This is a genomic window from Enterococcus hulanensis (assembly GCF_005405485.1).
In the GTDB taxonomy this organism is placed as follows: Bacteria; Bacillota; Bacilli; order Lactobacillales; family Enterococcaceae; genus Enterococcus_A; species Enterococcus_A hulanensis.
In genome coordinates, this window is record NZ_BJED01000013.1 from 12,066 (window position 1) to 36,414 (window position 24,349).

19 protein-coding genes are annotated in these 24,349 nt (G+C 39.8%); 15 read left to right on the top strand and 4 right to left on the bottom strand.

The features are described from left to right. Positions 1–35 precede the first annotated feature (35 nt). From FFR60_RS14365 to deoD, 6 genes are all read left to right on the top strand, one after another. Positions 36–1,640, top strand: coding sequence for an ABC transporter ATP-binding protein (locus FFR60_RS14365; RefSeq protein WP_371853466.1), 1,605 nt, complete (start codon positions 36–38; stop codon positions 1,638–1,640). Then, a complete protein-coding gene (locus tag FFR60_RS14370) occupies positions 1,633–2,763 on the top strand; it encodes an ABC transporter permease (RefSeq protein WP_088933728.1) in 1,131 nt (376 codons plus the stop codon). Before FFR60_RS14365 ends, FFR60_RS14370 begins: the two co-directional genes overlap by 8 nt. After that, on the top strand, positions 2,763–3,716 hold the full coding sequence (locus FFR60_RS14375) for an ABC transporter permease (RefSeq protein WP_088933727.1): 954 nt from the start codon (positions 2,763–2,765) through the stop codon (positions 3,714–3,716). The genes FFR60_RS14370 and FFR60_RS14375 overlap by 1 nt, the downstream gene beginning before the upstream one ends. Positions 3,717–4,269: 553 nt before the next feature. Continuing rightward, positions 4,270–5,442, top strand: coding sequence for a phosphopentomutase (gene deoB / locus FFR60_RS14380; protein WP_137664693.1), 1,173 nt, complete (start codon positions 4,270–4,272; stop codon positions 5,440–5,442). A gap of 89 nt (positions 5,443–5,531) precedes the next feature. After that, the gene (locus FFR60_RS14385; RefSeq protein ID WP_137664694.1) at positions 5,532–6,350 is read left to right on the top strand and encodes a purine-nucleoside phosphorylase; all 819 of its coding nucleotides are present in this window, start codon (positions 5,532–5,534) and stop codon (positions 6,348–6,350) included. A 48-nt stretch (positions 6,351–6,398) separates the two neighbouring features. After that, on the top strand, positions 6,399–7,106 hold the full coding sequence (gene deoD, locus FFR60_RS14390; RefSeq protein WP_088933724.1) for a purine-nucleoside phosphorylase: 708 nt from the start codon (positions 6,399–6,401) through the stop codon (positions 7,104–7,106). A 212-nt stretch (positions 7,107–7,318) separates the two neighbouring features. Here the strand turns inward: deoD and FFR60_RS14395 are convergent, their stop codons facing one another. Both FFR60_RS14395 and FFR60_RS14400 read right to left on the bottom strand, forming a co-directional pair. Then, on the bottom strand, positions 7,319–8,563 hold the full coding sequence (locus FFR60_RS14395) for a sensor histidine kinase (RefSeq protein WP_137664695.1): 1,245 nt from the start codon (positions 8,561–8,563) through the stop codon (positions 7,319–7,321). 308 nt (positions 8,564–8,871) lie between these two features. Next, positions 8,872–9,618 (bottom strand): LytR/AlgR family response regulator transcription factor, encoded by a 747-nt coding sequence (locus FFR60_RS14400; protein WP_137664696.1) that lies wholly within the window; start codon positions 9,616–9,618, stop codon positions 8,872–8,874. Between the two features lie 233 nt (positions 9,619–9,851). On the opposite strand from FFR60_RS14400, the gene FFR60_RS14405 reads away from it, so the two are divergent. The 3 genes from FFR60_RS14405 to FFR60_RS14415 all read left to right on the top strand — a co-directional run bounded on the left by FFR60_RS14405 (position 9,852) and on the right by FFR60_RS14415 (position 13,018). Beyond that, positions 9,852–10,859, top strand: a complete 1,008-nt coding sequence (locus FFR60_RS14405) for an acyltransferase family protein (RefSeq protein WP_137664697.1) — start codon at positions 9,852–9,854, stop codon at positions 10,857–10,859. Positions 10,860–10,981: 122 nt separating this feature from the next. Then, on the top strand, positions 10,982–11,722 hold the full coding sequence (locus FFR60_RS14410; protein WP_137664698.1) for an alpha/beta fold hydrolase: 741 nt from the start codon (positions 10,982–10,984) through the stop codon (positions 11,720–11,722). Positions 11,723–11,830: 108 nt separating this feature from the next. After that, positions 11,831–13,018, top strand: a complete 1,188-nt coding sequence (locus FFR60_RS14415) for an iron-containing alcohol dehydrogenase (protein ID WP_137664699.1) — start codon at positions 11,831–11,833, stop codon at positions 13,016–13,018. Between the two features lie 14 nt (positions 13,019–13,032). Here the strand turns inward: FFR60_RS14415 and FFR60_RS14420 are convergent, their stop codons facing one another. Beyond that, on the bottom strand, positions 13,033–14,043 hold the full coding sequence (locus tag FFR60_RS14420) for an acyltransferase family protein (RefSeq protein ID WP_088933721.1): 1,011 nt from the start codon (positions 14,041–14,043) through the stop codon (positions 13,033–13,035). Positions 14,044–14,158: 115 nt separating this feature from the next. Here FFR60_RS14420 and FFR60_RS14425 point away from each other — a divergent pair, with 115 nt between their 5' ends. From FFR60_RS14425 to FFR60_RS14435, 3 genes are all read left to right on the top strand, one after another. After that, positions 14,159–15,031 carry an alpha/beta hydrolase fold domain-containing protein gene (locus FFR60_RS14425; protein ID WP_088933720.1) on the top strand — a complete coding sequence of 291 codons (873 nt, stop codon included), beginning with the start codon at positions 14,159–14,161 and terminating at the stop codon, positions 15,029–15,031. 64 nt (positions 15,032–15,095) lie between these two features. Then, positions 15,096–15,710, top strand: a complete 615-nt coding sequence (locus tag FFR60_RS14430) for a TVP38/TMEM64 family protein (RefSeq protein WP_137664700.1) — start codon at positions 15,096–15,098, stop codon at positions 15,708–15,710. Between the two features lie 79 nt (positions 15,711–15,789). Then, positions 15,790–16,743, top strand: a complete 954-nt coding sequence (locus FFR60_RS14435) for a Gfo/Idh/MocA family protein (protein ID WP_137664701.1) — start codon at positions 15,790–15,792, stop codon at positions 16,741–16,743. A gap of 914 nt (positions 16,744–17,657) precedes the next feature. On the opposite strand, the gene FFR60_RS14440 is transcribed toward FFR60_RS14435, so the two are convergent. After that, the gene (locus FFR60_RS14440; protein WP_137664702.1) at positions 17,658–19,166 is read right to left on the bottom strand and encodes a helix-turn-helix domain-containing protein; all 1,509 of its coding nucleotides are present in this window, start codon (positions 19,164–19,166) and stop codon (positions 17,658–17,660) included. Between the two features lie 496 nt (positions 19,167–19,662). Between FFR60_RS14440 and FFR60_RS14445 the strand changes: the two genes are divergently transcribed. The 3 genes from FFR60_RS14445 (at position 19,663) to gltX (ending at position 24,341) form a co-directional block, all read left to right on the top strand. After that, on the top strand, positions 19,663–21,141 hold the full coding sequence (locus tag FFR60_RS14445; RefSeq protein WP_088933716.1) for an amino acid permease: 1,479 nt from the start codon (positions 19,663–19,665) through the stop codon (positions 21,139–21,141). A 54-nt stretch (positions 21,142–21,195) separates the two neighbouring features. Then, a complete protein-coding gene (gene gad / locus FFR60_RS14450; protein WP_088933715.1) occupies positions 21,196–22,572 on the top strand; it encodes a glutamate decarboxylase in 1,377 nt (458 codons plus the stop codon). Positions 22,573–22,829: 257 nt separating this feature from the next. After that, complete coding sequence (gene gltX / locus FFR60_RS14455; RefSeq protein WP_137664703.1) at positions 22,830–24,341, top strand: glutamate--tRNA ligase; 1,512 nt, start codon at positions 22,830–22,832, stop codon at positions 24,339–24,341. Positions 24,342–24,349: the final 8 nt, after the last annotated feature.

Genomic DNA, 24,349 nt, shown 5'->3' on the forward strand with positions numbered 1-24,349 from the left:
GATTTGGCTAAGGGAAGAACGCCCTTAACGTTGCAATGTTTTGTCAGGTTTATAAAGCGATAGGATGTGAAAAGAAAGTGACAGAAGAACAAAATGTCATTGAGATGCGCAATATCACCAAGCAATTTGGCACGTTTAAAGCAAATGACAACATCAATCTACAGATCCGAAAAGGTGAGATTCATGCACTTTTAGGTGAAAATGGTGCCGGGAAATCGACACTGATGAATGTTTTGTCGGGGTTATTGCAACCAACTTCTGGTGAGATTTTGATGGACGGTCAAAAGGTCGATATCTCAAGTCCAACTAGAGCCAATCAATTAGGGATCGGAATGGTCCATCAGCATTTCATGTTAGTTGATGCCTTTACCGTCACAGAAAACATTATTTTAGGCAGCGAGCCGAAGAAAAACGGCATGCTGGATCAGAAGAAAGCCAAAGCTGAAATCGTTCGATTATCTGAAGAATATGGCTTGAAGGTTGATCCAGATGCGTATATCCGCGATATCTCAGTCGGGATGCAGCAGCGGGTTGAAATTTTAAAAACGTTGTACCGTGGTGCAAATGTTCTGATTTTTGATGAACCGACCGCTGTATTAACACCGCAAGAAATCGATGAGTTGATCATGATCATGGAAGGCCTGATCAATGAAGGTAAATCGATTATCCTGATCACGCACAAATTAGATGAGATCAAAAAGGTTGCGGATCGTTGTTCAGTTATCCGTCGTGGACAATACATAGGAACTGTCGACGTGAAAGATGTCAGCTCACAGCAATTAGCCGACATGATGGTTGGACGTTCTGTTTCATTTAAAACGGATAAAGTACCAGCAACACCAGGGGAAGTCGTTCTTTCGATCAAAGACTTAGTAGTAAAAGAAAGCCGCGGACTAGAAGCGGTCAAGAGTTTGTCGCTAGATGTTCATCGTGGCGAAGTTGTCGGTATTGCCGGAATCGATGGAAACGGTCAGACAGAATTGATTCAAGCTTTAACTGGCTTACGTAAAGTCGAAAGCGGAACAGTAACGATCAAGGGAGAAGATGTAACAGGTAAGGCACCGCGTCAAATCACTGAAACAGGTGTCGGGCATGTACCGGAGGATCGCCATAAATACGGCTTGATTCTACCATTACCGTTATCAGAAAATATTGCTCTGCAATCTTATTATCATGCACCATTTAGTAAAAATGGTATTTTGAATTATGGCGAGATCGACCGTTACGCGAAACGTTTAATAGAAGAATACGATGTGCGGACGACCGGAGAAAAAGCTCCAGCGGCTTCGCTTTCAGGTGGTAACCAGCAAAAAGCGATCATCGCTCGAGAAGTCGACCGTGATCCAGATCTATTGATCGTGTCACAGCCAACTCGCGGACTCGACGTAGGTGCGATCGAGTATATTCACAAACGTTTAGTTGAACAGCGCGACAAGCAAAAAGGTGTGCTGTTAGTAAGTTTTGAGTTAGATGAAATTTTGAATGTCTCTGACCGTATCGCGGTTATTCACGCAGGGGAGATCGTTGGTATCGTGGATCCGAAAGAAACTTCTGAAAACGAGCTTGGCTTGTTGATGGCCGGCTATAGTTTAGAAGAAGCGCGAGCAGAATTAGCAAAGGCTGGTGAGACAAATGAATGATCGCTCAGAAAAAATTAGAAATATTTTAGTACCGATTATTTCAGTTATTTTAGGATTTGTTCTTGGTGCTGTTTTGATGTTAGTGTTTGGCTTCAACCCGATCGAAGGCTATAATGCGATGTTCAGCTCGGCGTTCCAAAGTAAAATGTCGATTGGAGAAATTTTAGTTGGTGCCGGACCGTTGATTTTTACCGCTTTAGGCTTTTCAGTCGCTAACTCAGCTGGGTTCTTTAACGTCGGACTTTCTGGTCAGGCTTTATGCGGCTGGGTGGCAAGTATCTGGGTAGCGTTAAGCATGCCGGATTCACCAAAAATTGTAGTCGTACCATTAGCAATTATTGTAGGTGCTTTAGCAGGTGCAGCAGCAGCGGCGATTCCTGGTTTGCTGCGGGCCTTCTTTGGAACAAGTGAAGTTATCGTAACGATCATGATGAACTATGTAATCCTTTACTTTGCTAATCATATTGTCAACCATGTGATGTCACCAGATGTCATCTCAAATAAAGGGGTAACAAAAGCTGTCGGATTGAATGCTTCTTTGCGGGAACCGTGGCTGACGAATCTATTTGGCGGTTCGCGTGTAAACATGGGCTTCGTTTTAGCATTAGTATTCCTAGTGCTTGTGTGGTTCTTAATGAAACGTACGACATTAGGTTTTGAAATTCGTTCCGTTGGTCTGAATCCTTTTGCCTCTGAATATGCAGGGATGAGCAGTAAACGAACGATCGTGATTTCGATGATTATCTCAGGTGGATTGGCAGGTCTTGGTGGGGTTGTTTATGGGCTTGGAACCTTTATGAACTACTTTGTTCAAGGATCATCCATCAGTATCGGGTTTGACGGGATGGCGGTTTCGCTATTAGGAAACGGCAGCTCTGTCGGAATCTTATTGTCAGCACTGTTATTCAGTATTTTAAAACTTGGCGGACAAGGAATGCAGTTCTCAGGTATTCCGAGTGAATTAGCCAATAGTGTCATTCCGTTGATCATCTTCTTCGTAGCGATCAATTACATCGTACGTGTTGGTCTAGCTAAAGTAATGGGCGGTAAAAAAGAAGTCGAAACTGTCCAAGAAGTAGAGAGTGCTCCGAATGAAGAATCTGAAAAAGGGGGCAAAGTCTAATGAATATGGATTTGTTAGCTTCAATTATTGCTCAGACGCTTGTGTATTCTGCACCATTGATTTTAACTGCACTTGGCGGGGTATTTTCTGAACGCAGCGGGATCGTTAACGTTGGTTTGGAAGGGATCATGGTTGCAGGTGCCTTCAGTTCAGTTGTATTTAATTTGGCGTTTGCCGATCAGTTCGGTGCGATGACACCGTGGCTAGGCGTTTTAGTCGGCGGTTTGGCTGGAATGGCCTTCTCACTGCTTCATGCAGTAGCGACTGTGAATTTCCGTGCAGACCATATTATCAGTGGTACTGTAATGAATCTGTTGGCTCCTCCTTTAGCGATTTTCTTGATTAAGGTAATCTATGGAAAAGGTCAAACAGATACGATCCAACAGCAATTTGGCTACTTTGATTTTCCAGTATTAAGCAAAATCCCCGTTTTGGGTGAGCTATTCTTTAAAAATACTAGTTTGCCAGCGTACTTCGCTATTTTAGTCGCTGTGATCTCTTGGTTTGTCATTTTCAAAACCCGTTTTGGTTTACGTTTACGCTCTGTTGGTGAAAATCCGCAGGCGGCCGATACGTTAGGGATCAATGTTTACGCATTGCGCTATTCAGGCGTGTTACTTTCTGGCTTCTTAGGCGGAATGGGTGGAGCGGTCTTCGCGCAATCAATCGCAGGACGTTTTGCCGCAACAACAATCGCAGGTCAAGGATTTATCTCATTGGCAGCGATGATCTTTGGTAAATGGAATCCGTTAGGTGCGATGGGAGCCGCGATCTTCTTCGGTTTCGCACAAAACTTGAGTATCGCAGGTTCAAACTTGCCGCTCATCTCGCAAATTCCGGATGTGTATCTGCAATCAGCACCATATGTATTGACGATCGTCGTACTGGTTCTCTTCTTAGGAAAATCAGCTGCACCAAAAGCCGATGGAGTCAACTACATCAAATCAAAATAATTCTTTTGTTATTAAAGGGTGGGGCTATGGGACAATGTTTCTTAGTCGCGCCCTTTTTTGCGAGTCGGTCTTTTCGCAGGATACTTGAATTGAAATCTAAATTAAATTTTTATAGGCAGCAGAAGTTCAAGTAGTTTAGACCGATCGTATGCGTGATGAGAATAGAACTAACTTTTTCGCTTTTTGAAAAAGTTAATCCTTTAATACGAAATAGCTGCGAGTCGGTCTTTCCGCAGGATACTTGAATTGAAGTCTAATTTAAATTTTTATAGGCAGCAGAAGATCAAGCAGTTTAGACCGATCGTATGTGTACGAAAAATGATTTCATATAAAATGAGCTAGCTGTCAAGTCAACTTCCCACAATTTATTGTGGAAGCTAGATTTCTTACTATATTAATTACTACCAGCAATGGCTTTCAGTTTACGTAACTTCTTGAACCCAATATACTGGAGCTGGGTTAATAATTTTTGCAAGTTATTATCTTCGTTAAATTTATAAGTGGGATTCGTCTTGCTTATTTTGAAATAAATTAATAGAAAGAGGGAATAGAAATGTTTAAGCGCATTCACTTAGTCGTTATGGATTCTGTCGGTATCGGAGAAGCACCAGATGCTGAGAAATTTGGAGATGTAGGTTCAGATACATTAGGTCATATTGCTGAAAAAGCTGGATTGAACATTCCGCATTTAGAACAATTAGGTCTTGGAACGATTCGTCCGTTGAAGGGCGTTGAAGATGTAGCGGATCATAAGGGCTACGCAACTAAATTGGAAGAAATCTCAGTTGGTAAAGATACAATGACTGGTCACTGGGAAATCGCTGGATTGAATATCCAAACGCCATTCCGTGTTTTTCCAGATGGATTCCCGCAAGAATTGCTTGACCAAATTTCTGAGTTTTCTGGTCGTGGTATTATTATGGGTGCCAACAAGCCTTATAGCGGAACTGAAGTGATCAAAGATTTTGGTGAAGAGCAAATGAAGACGGGCGACTTGATCATTTACACTTCTGCTGACCCTGTATTGCAGATCGCAGCACATGAAGAGATCATTCCGTTAGAAGAGCTTTATAAGATTTGCCAATATGTTCGTGATATTACCAAAGATGATCCTTATATGATCGGTCGTATTATTGCTCGTCCTTATCTAGGTGAACCTGGCAACTTTACTCGGACAAGTAATCGACATGACTATGCCCTTGATCCATTTGGCAAGACTGTTTTAGATTCATTGAAAGAAAATGGTAAAGACGTGATCGCTGTCGGCAAGATCAATGATATTTTCAATGGCCAAGGAATCACCGATGCCGTTCGGACGAAGAGCAATATGGATGGTGTCGATAAATTATTAGATGTTATGAAGAATGATTTCACTGGTTTGAGCTTCACGAACTTAGTTGATTTTGACGCATTGTTTGGTCATCGTCGCGATGTGGTTGGTTATGCTCATGCCATCGAAGAATTTGATCTGCGGATTCCAGAAATTTTAGATGCGATGCAAGACGACGATTTATTAATGATCACGGCGGATCACGGAAATGACCCAACCTTCACAGGAACGGATCATACACGTGAATATGTACCATTCTTGGTTTACAGCAAAAAAATGGCGGCACAAGGCAAATTGCCGCAGGGCTACTATTCAGATATCGCTGCAACAATCGCGGAAAATTTCGCGGTACCGGCGACTGAAAATGGCGAAAGTTTCTTAAAATTATTGAAATAAGAAAGGTTTCGCGAATGCGCTCAGCTTTTGAGCAATCAGACTTATATTTTCCTAAGGATTAAAAAAATACTCAGAAAAAGGAGCATTTTATGACAGACTTACAAGATAAAATTCAACAGACTGCTAGTTACATTCAGGACAAAGGTGTGGCGGATGTCGCATTTGGTTTAATTTTAGGATCAGGCTTAGGCGAATTGGCTGAAGAGATCGAGAACCCTGTAGTGATCCCGTATAACGAGATTCCGCATTTCCCCGTTTCAACCGTAGTTGGTCATGCTGGACAATTAGTTTATGGTCGTTTGGCTGGAAAAAATGTTTTAGCGATGCAAGGGCGTTTCCATTATTATGAAGGAAATACGATGGAAACCGTGACCTATCCCGTTCGTGTCATGGCGGCTCTTGGCATTCACTCAGTAGTCGTGACGAATGCGGCTGGCGGTGTGAACGAAGGCTTCCAACCAGGAAACTTGATGCTGATCACCGATCATATCAATTTCATGGGAACGAACCCATTGATCGGACCGAATGATGAAAACATGGGACCGCGCTTCCCAGATATGAGCGCGGCATATATGAAAGAGTATCAAGAAAAGGCGCGTGAAGTGGCGAATAAATTGGCAATCGATTTGCAAGAGGGTGTTTATCTTGGCATGACAGGTCCTACTTATGAAACACCAGCAGAAATCCGTATGGCTCGGACAATCGGTGCGGATGCAGTCGGCATGTCGACAGTTCCAGAGGTCATCGTAGCCGCACATAGCGGGATGAAAGTTTTAGGCGTTTCTTGCATTACAAACTTAGCTGCGGGCATGCAGGCGAACTTGAACCATGCGGAAGTTGTGGAAACGACAGAACGTGTGAAAGAAGACTTCAAAAAATTAATCAAAGAAACACTAGCTGCTTTATAATCGAGGTATGCGTACGAAAATTAATTAAAACAAATAAGGAGGAATACAATGAGCGTTCATATTGAAGCGAAACAAGGTGAGATTGCTGATAAGATTTTACTGCCGGGAGATCCGTTGCGGGCAAAATTTATCGCGGAGAATTTTTTAGAGGATGCAAAATGCTATAACAACGTGCGCGGCATGTTAGGCTACACGGGAACTTATAAAGGTGAACGTGTTTCTGTCCAGGGTACAGGGATGGGAATGCCGTCTGCCGGAATCTATGCGCAAGAGTTGATCCAATCTTACGGCGTGAAGAAATTGATCCGTGTGGGAACCTGCGGCGCGTTGTCAAAAGATGTTCACGTTCGTGACCTGATTATTGCTCAAGGGGCAGTAACTAGTTCATCAATGGTGAAAAAGCATTTCCCAGATTTCCACTTTGCACCAATTGCTGATTTTGAATTGATGATGAAGGCCTATGAAGTGGCAAAGGAAAAAGGCTTCACGACACATGTTGGAAATGTGTTGTCAGAAGATACCTTCTACAAAGATGATTTGGAACCAACCTTCAAATTAGCCGAATATGGCGTAATGGGTGTTGAGATGGAAGCAGCGATCTTATATTACTTAGGCGCGAAATTCCATGTTCAAGCACTAGGCATCATGACTGTCAGCGACCATATGGTGACAGGTGAGGAAACAACTTCAGAGGAACGCCAAAATACATTTAAAGATATGATGTATGTTGGGTTGGAAACATTGATTGCAGAATAATTTTTGGTACCGTCCTTCAAATATGGAGGACGGTTTTTAGTTTAACTTTTTTTTTTCAGTTGTGTTTAGCTAATAAGTCCATCTAGTATTTCACATTTAAAATAGAATAATTTTTGTTCCCTAAAAGGCGATACAGAATGGCAGTTTTCTGATATTCTGTATCGTCTTTTCATTCTAGTTAAAAGATGAATACTCTAAAATGTAATTGTATTTCAAGATTCGGTCTGATTATAAATGACGATAGATTGATAAATTAAGTCTTCTTTAAACTCGGTAATTAGATTGACAGAAGGGTACTTATTAACAATTCGTTTTAAAGAAAAGAGACCCACTCCCCTATTGTTATCATGAGTAGTTGAGTATTTTTTTTCAAATATTTTCGTTTGATCAATTTCAAGCCCCTTAATCGAATTGCTTACAGTGATTGTAATCTCGTTTTCAATTTTTGTGATGCAAACACTGATTTTTTTATCACCCTTTGATTGATGTGCTGCTTGAACGGCATTATCGATTAGTACAGAAACAATTCTGATTAGGTCAATTAGGGGAATACCAACTCTGTCGAGGTCACCAATTACTCGTATATTCATTTTTATATCTAACTGGTTTGCTTCAAGTTCTTTAGTGAGTATCAAATTTTTTAGCTCAACTATTTTCAAGTGCTTATATTTTTCCAAGTTACTGTTTGTATCAGAAATAATGTACTTACTAGGTAATATTGCTGTGTAAAATATTTCTTGAGTTTCCTTTTGATTATTACTATCTATACTTTTTTTTAGCGTAAGTAATAGATTAATATAATCATGTTTAAATGTAGAAAGTTCATTGTTCAGTTCTTCAAGTTGTTCGGAATAGTGAACCAACATTTCATAAGATTCTTCACGGTATTTCTTTTTTTCGTGATATTCTGCAAGTCTATACACGAGAAGTAAAATGATCAAAAAATTAATTAAATAAAAAAGAATCAAGTTATTTGAAGAAACCGAATGCATAAATAAAAAAAGAATTAAAACGCCTATAACAACAATTGAAACACCGAGTGGATTCAAATCAAGATAATATAATGATTGAAACTTATCTGATTTTGATAATAGGATTGTAATGATCAAAGTAACAAGAGAAGATACGACGAGAGCTAACGTCAATTTAAAACAAATACTCATAAAAAAATAAATGATAAAGTTGATGATAGAGGTGATCATAACTGATATAAAAGGACCGTAAATAGAATGCCAAAAATCGAGTGATCTATTATATAACTTTCCAACAAGGATTAAGAAAAATACGAGTATCATATTTGAAAACACTACTAAAAAAGTAAAAGAACTTACCCAAATAAGAGCAAATCCAATCAAACCCAGGAGTATCAATAGCCGTGGTTTGATTGGATTTGTTGATTTGAAGAGAATGAGTGAGGACATGATCACACAAAAAGTAGACAGTGCAGCTTCAATCATTTTTCTTCGCCTTTATAATATTTTTTTTTGGAGAATGTACCAGAGAAGGCCAGACACAGACACGTAGAATTATTTTTTCTTGTAAAAGACTTTTCCATTCCATCAAGAAACTCTCCTTTGACTATTTTATTTGATAAAGACAGCTATAAAAAACTTCATCAAAACATCAATAATAATCCCATGCTTCAGAATATCAAAATCTTTAAATAGACATTGATAATTCAAAAAGATAAGAATAAGACTCATTTTCAATTTTATTGTCTTTATTGATTCTTTGTGACGTAGTTTCAAAAAGTGTTCATCAAACGTCATTTTTTCCAATGATTGTCTAAAGCTTCTCGTAGCTCATGAGATTTTTTCCGAGAGATAGGAATTGAAATGTTCTCATCAATCACGGCTTCTTTTTTGCTTTTTTCAATATATTTGATTTTTGTGATGTTTATTATAAAAGATTGATGACATCGAATAAGACGATCATCCAAAAAATCGAAATTTTTTAGAGAGCCATGTGCGTAAATTTCTTTTGTACTGGTCTTTATTAATAGTTTGTGGGGGGAAACAGGGGTGATAAAGAGTAGTTCTTTAAAAGGGCAAGAAATCTTAATATTTTTTGATTCAAAAATGAATGAATCTTCATTGTCCGAGGGGGTGTTTATTGAATAGGCACTGATACAATTTTTAAGTTGTTCTATAAATTTTGATTCAGTAGAGTCTTTTACAATATAGGCGTAAGCTGATAAACCATAATCATATGAGGTCAATGCTAATTCTTTGTAACTGGTAACGAAGCAAATTAGTGAGTTATTTTCGCGTTCTCTGATTCTTTTAGCCGTAAGAAAGCCTGCGATTTCGTCATTTTTTATTTTTAAATCAAGAAAGTAAAGATTATATGACTCTGAGCAGCAGGAAACATCATCTATTAACTCATTTGTTTTATGGAACACTTTTATTTTTTGATTAGTATCATAGGAATCTTCTTTCTCGATCACATTTGAAACTAAAATTTCCATCGTTCTAGCTTGGAAAATATTGTCTTCAAGAATATAAATAGCCATAATTGAGATCCCCTATTTTTATTTCTGAGTTAAGTTTACATCAGATATGATTTGGAAAGTTCGGAACAAGTAATTTATTAGAGAAATTAAATAAATGAAGTTTTAATAGCATCTTTTTACATTTAGTGGTATTTGAGTTTAAAGGTTTAATAAGATGACTATGCAAGGGATGGTTAGATAGCAACAAATAAATTCTTTAACTACGGGAACTTTTAAATAAGGATTTGAGTAATATGAAAAAAGAAAATTATCCATTGCTAGACATTGCTCAGTTTTGTGCAACAGTTCTAATTGTTTTAGTACATTGTGGCAAGTTATTTCAATACGAACCCTTACATTTCTTTTTAAAAAATATGCTTTGTCGTATAGCTGTACCGCTTTTTTTTGTGTCATCTGGATTCTTCTTTCGCGAACATACTAAGAGGGATAATCACTATTCAACTATTTACTTCAAGAGACATTTCAAAACTTATCTTTGTTGGAGTATCTTTTATATTCCGTACGGGCTTTATTTTATCAAACTTGTCGGAGTGCCTCATACACTATATTTGCCAGCAGCTGCTATAGGTTTTCTGAGTTTTGGAATTTGTTACCATTTGTGGTACTATCCAGCCTTATTTTTAGGATTATTTCTATCAAAAAAAATGCAGGAGAGATATTCTCAATCTGCAACATTCATAGTATCTTTTTTTCTATTTTGCTTTGGAGCTTGCGAAACGTATTCTAGCTATTTAGCTAATACTTTTATTGGCAACATTTATGAAGAATATCATCATCTTTTCTTCACTACAAGAAATGGCTTGTTTTTCGCATTCGTATATATAGTGCTAGGTTTTCTTTTATCCGATAAGAGAAATGATCCCCTATCAAGAAATTGGTTGCCTTTAAAAATTACTTGCAGCAGTTTGTTACTATTCATAGAAGGGTTGGTTATTTACAAAAATCCAGGAGATGATAAAAATTTTCTTATCAGCACAATCCCACTTATCTTTTTCCTACTCTCTCTCCTTGTACATTCAGAAAAGCTGAAAAAAATGAATTGTACGCATTTTAGAGTACTCTCGAGATATTTGTTTTTAATAAATCCGTTTTTTATTGAAACAATAAAATATTTCTTTAGACCTAAGGTGATTCAAGGCATTCCATTATTTACTGTTTCTCTTATTTTGAGTTTTGTGGTTTCAGAATTTATCATAACGTATAAGGATAAATTAGAAAAACATCTTTTATCCCACACGTAGTAAAAAAAATAGAACTGAACAGTTTGGGCCTCTTGCTGTTGCAAAGCTTACACTATTCAGTTTTTTTGTCTAATTCTTTAAGGTTCATTATAATAGAAGAAAATTAATGAAGGAGCCAAAGAATGAAAGTTGCTGTTCGAAAGCGCACGATAGGCAATATTCCATTGCTGGAGGTCGTGGCAGAGGATAAAATTTATGAACCGCTGCCGCTGATTATTTATTATCATGGTTGGCAGACGGCCAAGGAGCTGGTGTTGACGCAGGGGCGGAAATTGGCGGCGGAGAATTTTCGTGTGTTGTTGCCGGATGCGGCGAATCATGGGGAAAGGAAGACGAAGACTTCGGAGATTCCATCGCTGACTTTTTGGGATAGTATTCAAACGAATTTGTATGAGTTTGGTTATTTGGTGGATTATTTTGAAAATCTTGGTTTAGTGATGGGGAAAATTGGTGTTGGCGGTATCTCAATGGGCGGGATCACCACCTGCATGTTGTTGACGCAGCATCCGGAGATTGATGTGGCGGCTTGTGTGATGGGGTCGCCTGCACCGATTAAGTATCGTGATCGCATCAGTATGCATGCGGGGGAATTAGGTTTTTATTTGCCGAAGGATTATCGGCAGCTGACCTCTTGGCTGGAAGGATATGATCTGTCTTTAGCTCCTGAAAAAGTAGCGGGGCGTCCTGTATTTTTCTGGCATGGGACGGAGGATGAAAAAGTTCCTTACCAGCATACTGCTGATTTTATCAAAGCAAATCCGCAGGACAATCTTACTTTTGTCAGTGCGAAGGAGCGGCATTTTGTTCAGATTGCTACGATGGATCAGATCACAGCATTTTTTGCGGACAGTTTAGGCGGCTAACGATTGAAAGCGGCAAATTAAAACGGGAGAAAATGAGGGAAGTTAGTTTCTTTCTGGAAAACTTTGGCTTATGATAAATGGATAGAAGTAAACAGGGAGGAAATGTTAATGGAGAATTTTGATTTTCATGTAACAACGGATATTCGTTTCGGGAAAGATCGTTTGGCTGAATTGCCAGAAGTGCTGAATCAATTCGGTAAGCGAGTGTTGATCGTGTATGGCGGCGGCAGCATCAAGAAAATCGGTTTATACGATAAAGTGATGGAGCAGCTGGAGGCCAACGGCAATGAAGTCTTTGAATTAGCTGGCGTGGAACCAAATCCGCGGATCGAAACGGTTCGCCGCGGGGCGAAAATTTGTCGCGAGGAAAATATCGATGTGATCCTAGCAGTCGGCGGAGGTTCTACGATTGACTGTGCCAAGGTCGTAGCGGCTGCCACAAAATTTGACGGCGATGCTTGGGATCTGGTTTTACAACGTCGCAAATATCAAGGCGGTGCATTACCGTTAGTGACGATCTTGACGCTTGCTGCGACAGGCAGTGAAATGAACAGCGGTGCGGTGATCTCTAACCTTTCAACGCATCAAAAATTAGGAACCGGCAGTAAAGCGATGTTGCCGAAAGTTTCCTTCTTAGATCCGCAAAATACCTTCAGCGTGAACAAATATCAAACAGCGGCTGGCTCTGCGGATATTATGAGCCACTTGATTGAAAATTATTTCAAACGCACGGAAGGAACCGATGTCCAAGATTCTGTTTCAGAAGGCTTGATGCGTTCGGTTATCAAGAACTGTCCGATTGCTTTGAAATATCCAGAGGATTATGATGCACGGGCGAACTTGATGTGGGCCAGCACGTTAGCCTTGAACGGACTAACTGGCAACGGCAAACCGGGTGCTTGGTCTTGTCATCCGATGGAGCATGAGTTGAGTGCTTTTTACGATATTACGCACGGTGTCGGTTTAGCAATTTTGACACCGCGTTGGATGGAGTATTCATTGAATGATGAAACCGTCGATAAATTTGCCCACTTCGCCTGGAATGTTTGGAATGTCGAAGAAAAAGTTCCCATGTTGGCAGCGCGAATCGGGATTCAAAAATTATACGATTACTTCAAGGCCTGCGGTATCCCAATGACTTTACCGGAAGTCGGCATCGATGAAGAAAAATTTGATGAAATGGCCAAACAAGCGGTGGCTCACAGTACCATCAAAACAGATGCCTTTGTCCCATTGGATGAAGCGGCAGTCAAAGAAATATATACAGCGTGCTTAACTGAAAGCAGCTTTGAATAGAAAAAAACGGCGGCTCATGACGAGTCGCCGTTTTTGTTTGGCATAATAAAATGCAATATTCGGGCAATTGTTTTTTGCAGAGTTTCGGTGACTTTGGGACGTGACAGCAGATAAGTAATAAAGACGCTGCCGGCCACTAAAAGAATCAAATGAATCAGCGGGTCTTTTTCAAATTGTGTGAACTCTACTAATGGTGCCACGAGATAAACATGCAGCAGGTATATCGCTAAGGTGCGCTGTCCCCATGCTGTAAAAAAATGTGGTTTATTATTGACGAGGGCAAGAAAGACGAAGATAAACGCAAATCCGATTCCGTATAAAAAGACGATCGTCAATATTTTTTGCAGCAGCGGAACGGGAAAGAAAGCGTAGGCCCGATCTCGCCATAAAAGCTCTGGCGGCAAATTGTTTTTGGTCCAAAAATAGGCGTTGACGATCGCGAAAATGATGATGCCGAAGCTGATCGTCTTTCTAAAGGGAACTTTGCGAATTCGCGCGACATGCTCTGGTGTCGTGAAATAGCCTGCTAAGAAATAGGGCAGAAAACCTAATGTTCGAGCCATTGCCATATACGTACCGAACTCGGTTAAAAAGCCGGAGAATATTCCAACAATAAAACTCAAAATTAAGATTCTTCGTACTTTTACGAGGTCTGGTAGCAATAAACGCCAGATAAACATACAATATAAATACCAAAGGGTCCAGCCTGGGCTCAAAATCATGAATTGATCGATTTTACCAATTGCCAACATGATAAGCGTTAAGATCATATTTAACAGCAGATAAGGCACTAAAAAGGTTTCTACCGCAGTGGAGCGGCCCTTTGCTAAATTTTTTGAAAAATAGCCAGAAATAAAGATAAATACAGGCATGTGGAATAGGTAGATAAAGACGTAAATAAATTCTCCGACCTTGTTATCTAAACGAAAATATTCCAATGCGTGTCCCAAGACCACGAGCAAAATCAAGATGCCGCGAATATTATCGTAAAGGTATTCGCGATTCGGTTTTGTGATTGTGGACACCTCCTCCAGATTCCGTTATGCTTAAGTGGCAGACTGCGATAGTCTACCTTATCTATTGTAGCATGAAAAGTCGAATTCTATGCGACGATGTGGGAAATATTTAGAGGATACAGCGATGCGCTATTCAGCGAAATTTGTAAAAAACGTGTTTAAAGTAATCAATATGAAAAAACTTGTAGGAGCGACGATGGTCGATCCGCCAAAGAGGCGCCGCTTGGTTAATCGCAGGCTTTCGCAAACGGATATCCCGCAAAAGATCACGGAGATCGACGGACATCAGCTGATTACGTTATTTCCTGGTCATCCAACGAGGCGTCATGTGTTCTATTTGCATGGGGGCGGTTATGCGTTGGAGGCGTCACCGTTTCATAAAGAGATTCAAGAACGGTTTGTGAAGCGTTATAATCTAAAGGTCAGTTATTTTGATTATCCGTTAGCGCCAGAAAATACGGCAGACAAAACCGTACCGTTGACGGAGCGGGCCTTTAAACAATTAACTTATTTATATCCGGATGACTGCTTTTTCTTGTTTGGTGATTCAGCAGGGGGCGGTTTAGCGATGAGTTTGGCGCAGCATTTGCGGAATATTGATTTGCCTAAACGTCCTAAAAAAATAGCCTTGGCATCACCTTGGCTGGATGCTTCTTTAAGCGATCCGCGATCACAGGAACTTCAAGAAAAAGATGTATTATTAGAAAAAGATTTATTAGCAGAAGCAGGCGAGAACTATGCCGGTGAGCTGCCTTTGACAGATCCGCTGGTTTCCCCGATTTATGGGAATTTTGATAATCTGGGTGATTTATTAGTAGTAGCAGGAACGGATGAGATATTGTATCCGGACGTGCTGCGCCTAAGAGATCGGATCAAGCGCAGTCAGGGGACGACGATGCGTTTGGAAGTAGTGGAAGGCATGATGCATGATTTTGTCGTTTATCCATTGAAAGAATCATTGCCGTATGTTGATCAAATCGGCGAGTTTTACCAATAAAGCAGACTTCTTAATTAAAAAATAGTAGGCAGAATTCATTTAGGCACTTGATAGGAGGGGAAGGATGGCACAAAAATCACATTCGCGTGCACCGTGGCAGCAAAAAGTAATTCAAATTTTACCTGTCATTGGTTTAGCAGCGTTTATTCTTATCTTGATTTATACGCGACACTCCGGTATGTTCCGTTCAGTGGCGGACCTGCAGCATTTTATCAAGAACTTTGGTAATTTTGCTATTGCAGCGTTTATCGTCGTGCAGGCGATCCAGCCGATCATTCCTTTTCTGCCGGGTGGTTTTGCGACGATCGTGGGAATGCTGATGTTTGGCAATATTCCTGGGATTATCTATAGTTATATTGGACTGGTGGTTGGAGAAATCGGGCTATTTTTATTAGTACGGCGCTTCGGCCCCAAGTTTGCCCGTCTTGTTTTGTCTGAGAAGAATTTTCAAAAATTTGAAGCCGCTTTACAGGATCATACGCAGGACATCAAAAAATTATTGATCATCTGTTTTATCTTCCCATTCTTGCCTGACGACCTGACTTGTCTAGTCGCGGGAATGACCGACCTTTCGTTTCGCGAGTATTTGAAGATCATTTTGATCTTTAAGCTTTGGTCTGTGGGAGCGTATGGCTACTTCTGCTTGTTCGTTTTGAATAAAACGATCGCGGGTCTTTAATAATAGTAAGAATATAAAAAACGATGGGGACTGATTGTTTAAATCAGTTCCTTAATTGTCGAATTAGGAGGAAATAAGAATGATTCGTTACGGAATTTTAAGTACAGCCCAAGTGGTTCCGCGTTTTGTGGCCGGAGTCAAAGAAAGCAAAGACGGAGTCGTGACTGCGATCGCTTCACGGGGGATTGAAAAGGCTGAGAAAGTGGCGCAGGAGCTGGACATTCCTCAGGCATTCGGCAGTTACGAGGAATTATGCCAAAGCGAAGACGTCGATATCGTCTATGTGGCGGTCTACAATAAAGGCCATTACGATGCCGCAAAATTGGCCTTGATGAATAATAAGCATGTTTTATTGGAAAAGCCCTTTACCATGACGCTGGCACAGGCGGAGGAATTGTTTGCGATCGCCAAAGAACGTGAGCTATTCTTGATGGAAGCGCAAAAGGCCCTCTTTTTACCGATCACCGATCAAATCCAGCGGATCATTCAAGCAGGAAAAATCGGTATAGTACACTGGTTAGACTCCGTGACGGCGTATCCTAATATCGATCATATTTCATGGTTCCGCGATTTATCTGCGGGCGGCGGTGTTTTCCGAGGTGCCGGAACGTATCCGTTGGAATACATGCAGCATTTATTAGGTGCTTTGCCGGAGGAGTTCAAGGGTACACTGACTTTTCCAGCAGGACAATCTGATGCGCAGGCGCAAGCAACTTTGCGCTTTCCCAATGGTGTGCTGGGCACGATCTTTTTGACGGTTGATCTGGATTTGCCGAAACGGATAATCATTTATGGCGAAAAAGGCAAAATCGTCGTTCCTGATTTTTGGAAGACGGATACCGCGGAGATTGAATATAGTGACGGACGCAAGGAAACGTTGTACAGTGACCAAAAGAGTGAATTTGTTTTTGAAGTCGAGCATGTAAACGAGTGCTTGAAGCAAGGTCTGTTGGAAAGTCCGATCGTAACGAAGGAATTAACGTTAAAAACAGTGGCGATCACGGAAGCAATTTATAAGAACAATCAAAAATGATTGTCAAAGGCTAAGCGGATGTGCTATAGTTTGTCTCATGCGACGAGTCGAGTGGATCTGTAATTAATGATCCTTCGATACCAGAGGCACAAAGACGTAAGTCACCTGTCGGATTTCAGGGTGTCGGAAAGAAGCTTAGTGGACGAAGAACCTTTCTATCAAATTTTGATACTGGTGAAAACCCCTCTTAGAATTTATTCTAAGAGGGGTTTTTGTTGTGGATTGATGAGCGCTAATTAAATACATAAAAAAATCGCAGACGACTCAAAGGACAAAGGAAATAAATTTTTGGCAAAATTTATACTACTCTTCGTCGCCATATCATTCTGCTAAACAACTTGATCAATGAGTTGGTCAAAAGAATTTATTTCACCCTCAAACTTAATATGCTGTAAAAAGCAGAACTGACAGCTAGCTTGAAAGTAAGGATACATTTTTCGAAAAACGCAAAAAATGTATATATTGACGCCACGCCTATCATTCTGCTAAACATCTTGTTCAATGAATTGTTTAAAAAAATATTTCACCCTCAAACTTAACATACTGCGAAAAGCAGAACTGACAGCTAGCTTGAAAGTAAGGATACATTTTTCGAAAAACGCGAAAAATGTATATATTGACGCCACGCCTATCATTCTGCTAAACATCTTGTTCAATGAATTGTTTAAAAAAATATTTCACTCTCAAACCTAATATACTGCAAAAAGCAGAACTGACAAAGACGATCGAATATGTCGGTCGATCGTCTCGTTCATTCAGTTAGTTTGATTTTGGAAAGAGAAACTAACTGTGGGTAGTATAGCATGATTTTATTTTTTGTTCAGGAGCACTGCGTTCATTCAAGGTACGTGAGCAGAAATATTTTCTCAAAATTGGTGAAAAGTTCGATTTTTGTTTAAAAAGCGTGCGTGATTTTAGTTTGTTTGCAGCTGCTTATTTTTTTGGATCATGATTTTTCGAACCATTGCTTGGAAGTTTTTCAGGTCTTCGTATTTGTCTTTGCATTCTAAAAAGAGGATCGGTTTGTTGCGGCTGTTTTCGATCGGGAAAAACTTATTGGTGCTGATAATCAGATCGACTGATTCGTCTGCTAGTAAAAAGCGGTTAGGATCAACAAAGTTTAGTTTGACTAACCCGCCGGTACTTTTTATAAAGAATTTTTTTAGCCAAATAGAATTGAACTCGCCTTTTGAATCGTCGATAAAAATCGATAATTCGTATTCCGTCATAAATTCATTAGCGATGCTTAACGCTGCGTAGAGAAAGATCGCATAGTCAAGCTGTGAATAGATCAGGCTATTGCGCTGACAAATGCTCTCGAAACGGCAGCGAAGATTTTTTTGGACGATCGCCATGTCTTCGGGATAAAGATTGTAATGTTCACCGATCGGTACATAGTTATAGAAGCTTTTGAACAACAAGCGTGTATGAATGACATACAGTTCCTTCTCTAATTCGTCGTAATCGAATTGGAATTGGTTGAAGAGCAACCCAATATTTTGAATGAAGAACTGATTGGCTTGATAAATATTTGAATCAATCTCTTTGTGATATTTCTTCATCTCTTGGAAGAAGGTATTGTTGCGATAAAAGACCATTTTAGATTGTAAAAATAAGAGCATGAAATAAAGCTCATCTTTAAAATTCGTGTAGGCAGAAACATTTTCTTCCGTAATAAAATGAAAATGCTGCACGAATTTAGTTCCAATCAAAATTGATTCGACAGGCAGTTCATTATTTTCGATCCTATGATCAGATTGGTAGCGGATCAGTGTGATATCCACTAAATAGTCGTATTGAACTTTGGTGATCGGATCGATTTGGTCTGATAGTAAAAAACTAAGCTTTTCAAAAATAAAATTCTTCTCTGGCGAGTTCTCAATATTAAAGGGCTGACCATAACCACCATACAGCTGCCAAAAAAAGCTCAAGAAGAACAGCCGAATCGTAGGCTCAAGTCCAGACAACACCAGCTCCCCGCTTCTAATATGAAGGTCGATATTGGCCTCTTTAAGATAATCCCGTACCTCGTAAACATCTTTTTTCAGTGTGGAATAACTCAGGTTATATTTATCCATCAAAGAATCCATTGTATTTTCTTTAATCAGCAGCAAACTTTCCACCAAATCAATTTTCATTGAGATGTGGTAGATAGCCAAGGACAATTCTTTGTTTGCAGCATAGTTGGTTTGAGTGATTTGATAATTTCGTTCTGAGGTGGTGAGTGGAACAACGCCGATTTTTTTCAGCACTTCATTGGAAAGTACCGATAGACGTTCTAAGTATTTTGATGTGGTACGTTTCTCAAAACCGACTTGTTCTGAGATTTCATTGATATCGTGAAAACCGGGATTTTCTTTTAAATAGGTAAAAATAGAAAAAAGCGCCTGACTTTCAAAATCTAACAATAGATCGATGCTCATGCATTCACACTTCTCTTTCATCATAAGGAATTGATTTTGTGTGTTCGCCGTTTTACCACTGCAATAAGTAAAACTGGCACACAGGTATCCTTCAAGGTCAACAGTATAAGCGCTCATCATTAAAGATAGACTGGTTACTATGTGAAAGTTGATTTAAAGATGCGTGCGAGTCTTCTTTTTTGCGCACGCTTTATTTGTGAAGGATTATCATTTGCTAAGAAATTGACAGTTCTCTTCCAAAACTTTGCGGTGATTTTGTGCACAATTTAGACCTGCTGCTTTTTTTCTTAAAAAACGTTTTTATTTCGTGCAAGTGAAAAGAGAAAGTGGGGATGAATAAAGGGTTTCTTCCATTATGATGGCAGGATATATTTTAATAAACCTTCTAATAGAGGGCTGGAACTTGGTTTGACTTTGATTTTTTTAGGGCTAATATGATGGCTGTAGTTCGGAAGTGCGCACTTCGATTGCAATGAATTTAAAGGATGTGTCACAAATGAATAACGACGAGAAAAGCACCTCTTTGAGTGAGCATAACCAGCTTACTGGTGTTCAATTATTCTCAATGACTACTTCAATGGTCATGACGGTCTACGGATTTGCAGCTTTTGCTAAGCAAGGACCAACAGCTTTGTTCTTCCTATTCTTAGCAGGTATCTTATGGTTTATTCCTGTAACTCGTTCCGCTGGTGAAATGGCTTCAGTCGATGGTTGGAGCAAGGGCGGAATCTTTACTTGGGGTCGTCACATGTTAGGGGAACGTCTTGGTTGGTCGGCATTATTTTATCAATGGATTCATATCACCGTTGGTATGTGTACTATGATGTATTTCATCATTGGCTGCTTATCGATCACTTTCAATGTTCCAGTCATTAATACTAATCCATTGTTCAAATTCATCATTATGATGGTTATCTTGTGGGGCTTGATCTTCGCACAACAACGAGGAACAAAAATCACTGGGAAAATCGCGCAATGGAGCTTTACGATTGGTGTCATTATTCCAGTCTTTCTACTATTGTTCTTAACGATCACGTATTTGGTGAAAGGCAATCCAATGTTGATCAAAATCAATCCGCATACAATCTTGCCATCAAGCTGGAGCGGTAATGTGTTAGTTGGATTTGTTCCATTTATCTTAGCTTTTGCAGGTGCTGAAGGATCAGCTACTCACGTAAAAGATTTAAAGAAACCTTCTGTTTATCCTAAGGTAATGATGGCGCTGGCGATTTGTGCGATTGCTTCTGATATTATCGGAACGATCTCAATCGGTGCAACAATTCCAAATGCTAAGATCCAATTAAGTACCGGGATTGTTTATGCCTATGGTGCTTTAGTTCAACAATTCCCATGGATTAACGTGGTCTTTATTGAACGTTTGATTGGTTTGTTGCTTGCTATCGGGATTATCGGCGAAATCAGCAGCTGGGTCGTTGGACCAAATGCTGGGATGTACGAAGCTGCTAAAGAAGGCTATTTACCAGAACGTTTCGCTAAAACGAATGCTTATGGCGTTGAAACCAACGTTATGATCTTGCAAGGTGTGATCGTTTCTATCATGGCCGCACTATTAACCTTTGGTGCCGGCGGAGACAAATCAAACCTTTCATTCCAAACAGCGATGAGTTTGACCGTTGCGTTGTATACCTTAATGTATATGCTGATGTTCGTTACTTATTTAGTATTGGTGTTCAAACACGACGATTTGAATCGGACGTTCCGAGCAGCAAAATCAAAAGTAATGCGTGTCATCATGGGTGTTCTAGGTTTCGTTTTATCAGCTTTCGGGTTTGTCGTAACATTCTTCCCGCCAGCTGCCTACAATATGCAACAAAAACATACGTATCTGACATTACTATTAACAGCGTTCATTATCGTTTTCTTCATTCCATTTATCATGTATCTATTCCATGGCAACTGGACCTTGCATCATCACGATAAATCAGGAAGCGATGTGCACCACCCTGTTCATTAAAAAGAATTTTTAAATCAAAGAGAAGAATATATCTTAACTAAGGAGATCTTTAACATGAGTACAGATTATTTAGAAAGTTCATTTTTAGGAAGTAAAGAAGCTGCTCGCAGCATGCCTAAACAAGTGTTGCCTGATGAGGGTATGAACCCAGACACAGCCGAGACGCTCGTCAATCATATTCGCTTGAATGAAGCAAAGGCCGATCAAAACTTGGCAACATTTTGTACCACTCAAATGGAACCACAAGCGGACCGCTTAATGCTTGGATCACTTGAAACGAATGCGATTGACAAATCAGAATATCCAAAAACCACAGCAATGGAAAACTATTCAATTAGTATGATTGCACATATGTGGAATATTGGTGAAGGCAAAGAATTATACAAAGACTTCATCGGAACTTCAACAGTTGGTTCTTCAGAAGGTTGTATGCTAGGCGGACTTGCTTTATTACACAGCTGGAAGCATCGTGCCAAAGCAGCAGGTCTGGATATCGACAACTTGCATGAACACAAACCCAACTTAGTTATCATGTCTGCATTCCAAGTTGTATGGGAAAAATTCTGTACGTACTGGAATGTCGAGATGCGGGAAGTTCCAATGGATGAAAACCATATGTCATTAAACACAGACATCGTGATGGATTATGTGGACGAAAACACCATTGGTATCGTAGGTATCCAAGGGATTACTTACACCGGCGAAGTAGACGATATTCAAAAATTAGATGAACTTGTTTCTGAATACAACAAAACGGCACAATTACCAATTAAGATCCATGTCGACGCAGCATTTGGCGGCTTTTTCGCACCATTTGTTGATGGTTTCAAACCATGGGACTTCCGTTTGAAAAATGTAGCATCAATCAATGTTTCAGGGCATAAATACGGGATGGTATATCCTGGGATTGGCTGGATTGTTTGGCGCGAAAATACGGAAGAATATTTACCAGCAGAAATGCGTTTCTCTGTTCCTTACCTTGGCAGCAGCGTAGATTCAATCGCTATTAACTTCTCTCACAGCGGAGCACATATCGTTGCTCAATATTACAATTTGATTCGTTTTGGACGTGAAGGATTCACCGCCATCATGAACAATGTAAGAGAAGTATCGAAACGGATCAATACAGAATTAAAGGCGCTAGGTATTTTTGATATCATCAATGATGGTTCACAATTACCAATCAACTGCTGGAAAATTGCGGATAATATCGAATTAACTTGGAATCTATACGATTTAGAAGACAAGTTGAAGGAATACGGCTGGCAAGTACCGGCTTATCCACTTCCAAAAGATCTTGACGATGTAACTATCAGTCGGATCGTCGTTCGTCCAGCTATGACTATGGCTATCTGTGATGATTTCATCGATGACTTACATCGTGCAATCGACGACTTAAATAGTAATCATTTGATTCATCACGCATCTTAACCTATAATAGCATCTGTTATTAAAGCCCTAATAAAGTAGTTCGTTTATTAGGGCTTTTAAACTGTGAAAGATAATATAAATGATTCACAAAAAATCATTGTATTACCAAGTTTTCGCTGTCTGGCTTTACGAACGAGCTTTTTCGGCAACAAGCGAAAATTTTGGTAAATTTGAGGAACAATTTATCAAAATTTAAGTCTTGTTGCTCAAAAGCTGAGCGAGTTCGTAAAGCCTTTCTATAACTGGAGGGAATCAAATTGAAAAAAGACAAAGTAGAAGTTACCGGCGACGTACGAGTGAGATACGCACCAAGTCCAACAGGTTTTTTACATTTAGGAAATGCGCAATCGGCGTTATTCAACTACCTGTTTGCGAAACATTATAAAGGCACTTGGGTTTTGCGAATCGAAGATACTGACTTGAAAAGAAATGTTCCGCATGGTGAAGAAAGCCAGATGGAAAATCTTCATTGGTTAGGCATCGACTGGGACGAAGGTCCGGATAAACCGAAAGTTGAATTTGCCCCTTACCATCAAAAAGATCGTGTGAACTTGTATCACAAATACGTACAACAATTATTAGACGCAGGTCTGGCTTATAAGGACTATGCGACAGAAGAAGAACTAAAAGAATTACATGAACAACAAATCGAAGCCAAAATCGCGCCTCATTATGATGGCCGCTGGTATGGCGCAAGTGAAGAACAAATCAAACAAGCCGAAGCAGAAGGCCGCAAACCAACTGTTCGTCTGCATTTGCCTGAAGACCACATTTATGGCTGGGACGATATGATCAAAGGCCGTGTCGAATTTAATTCAGACAACATCGGCGGAGATTTCATCATTGAAAAAAGCAACGGCATGGCAACGTACAACTTTGCCGTAGTTATTGATGACTATCTAATGAAGATGACACACGTGTTGCGTGGTGATGACCACATTGCCAATACACCAAAACAAATCGCCGTATACGAAGCGCTAGGTATCTCACAACCGCTATTCGGTCATATCACACTGATCTATAGCTTGGATACCCACAAGAAATTGAGTAAACGGGATAAAAATACGCTGCAATTCATCAGCCAATACCGTAAATATGGCTATTTGAACGAAGCGCTATTGAACTTTATTGCCTTTCTTGGCTGGTCACCTGTCGGAGAAAAAGAATTGTTCACTCGCGAAGAATTGATCGAAGCTTATGATATCAACCGAATGTCAGCATCGCCTGCTTACTTCGATCAAAAGAAACTAGATTGGACCAACGCGGAATACATCAAGAAAACTTCTGTAGACGAACTAACACGCCGGATCATGCTGCTAGTCGACGCTGCGGAAACCGATGTAGCGGAACAATTAAAAGTCATGGGGATCGAAAACGATCTTGATTTTGTGAAGAAAGTCGTGGACATCTATCACACAGAAGCGAAGACTTTAATGACATTCATGGAAAAAATCTTGTTTATCAAAAATGCCAACCAAGTGACCTTCACTTATACCGACTTGGCAGAATTTGATAGCGAAAGCGTCAAACAAATTTTGACCGCGATGTCAGCAGAATTAAAAAATGCGACAGAACCAGTGGATTACCCAGCGATCTTATCGACTGTTCAAAAAGAAACCGCACAAAAAGGCCGCAAACTATATATGCCATTGAATGTCGTATTCACCGACAGCAAATCTGCACCGCAAATCACCGACATTCTATCTGTAATGCCGAAGGATACCGTGCAGCATTTAATCGACAATGCATTGGACTACCTAAATAAATAATTTGTATA

What these genes read in the sequence shown, in the direction of transcription:
- FFR60_RS14385 (WP_137664694.1), top strand. Translation starts at nt 5,532, where the DNA reads ATGACAGACTTACAAGATAAAATTCAACAGACTGCTAGTTACATTCAG.
- FFR60_RS14365 (WP_371853466.1), top strand. Translation starts at nt 36, where the DNA reads ATGTTTTGTCAGGTTTATAAAGCGATAGGATGTGAAAAGAAAGTGACA.
- FFR60_RS14415 (WP_137664699.1), top strand. Translation starts at nt 11,831, where the DNA reads ATGGAGAATTTTGATTTTCATGTAACAACGGATATTCGTTTCGGGAAA.
- deoD (WP_088933724.1), top strand. Translation starts at nt 6,399, where the DNA reads ATGAGCGTTCATATTGAAGCGAAACAAGGTGAGATTGCTGATAAGATT.
- FFR60_RS14400 (WP_137664696.1), bottom strand. Translation starts at nt 9,618, where the DNA reads ATGGCTATTTATATTCTTGAAGACAATATTTTCCAAGCTAGAACGATG.
- FFR60_RS14445 (WP_088933716.1), top strand. Translation starts at nt 19,663, where the DNA reads ATGAATAACGACGAGAAAAGCACCTCTTTGAGTGAGCATAACCAGCTT.
- FFR60_RS14370 (WP_088933728.1), top strand. Translation starts at nt 1,633, where the DNA reads ATGAATGATCGCTCAGAAAAAATTAGAAATATTTTAGTACCGATTATT.
- deoB (WP_137664693.1), top strand. Translation starts at nt 4,270, where the DNA reads ATGTTTAAGCGCATTCACTTAGTCGTTATGGATTCTGTCGGTATCGGA.
- FFR60_RS14410 (WP_137664698.1), top strand. Translation starts at nt 10,982, where the DNA reads ATGAAAGTTGCTGTTCGAAAGCGCACGATAGGCAATATTCCATTGCTG.
- FFR60_RS14395 (WP_137664695.1), bottom strand. Translation starts at nt 8,563, where the DNA reads ATGATTGAAGCTGCACTGTCTACTTTTTGTGTGATCATGTCCTCACTC.
- FFR60_RS14430 (WP_137664700.1), top strand. Translation starts at nt 15,096, where the DNA reads ATGGCACAAAAATCACATTCGCGTGCACCGTGGCAGCAAAAAGTAATT.
- FFR60_RS14425 (WP_088933720.1), top strand. Translation starts at nt 14,159, where the DNA reads ATGCGCTATTCAGCGAAATTTGTAAAAAACGTGTTTAAAGTAATCAAT.
- FFR60_RS14375 (WP_088933727.1), top strand. Translation starts at nt 2,763, where the DNA reads ATGAATATGGATTTGTTAGCTTCAATTATTGCTCAGACGCTTGTGTAT.
- gad (WP_088933715.1), top strand. Translation starts at nt 21,196, where the DNA reads ATGAGTACAGATTATTTAGAAAGTTCATTTTTAGGAAGTAAAGAAGCT.
- FFR60_RS14440 (WP_137664702.1), bottom strand. Translation starts at nt 19,166, where the DNA reads ATGAGCATCGATCTATTGTTAGATTTTGAAAGTCAGGCGCTTTTTTCT.
- FFR60_RS14435 (WP_137664701.1), top strand. Translation starts at nt 15,790, where the DNA reads ATGATTCGTTACGGAATTTTAAGTACAGCCCAAGTGGTTCCGCGTTTT.
- FFR60_RS14405 (WP_137664697.1), top strand. Translation starts at nt 9,852, where the DNA reads ATGAAAAAAGAAAATTATCCATTGCTAGACATTGCTCAGTTTTGTGCA.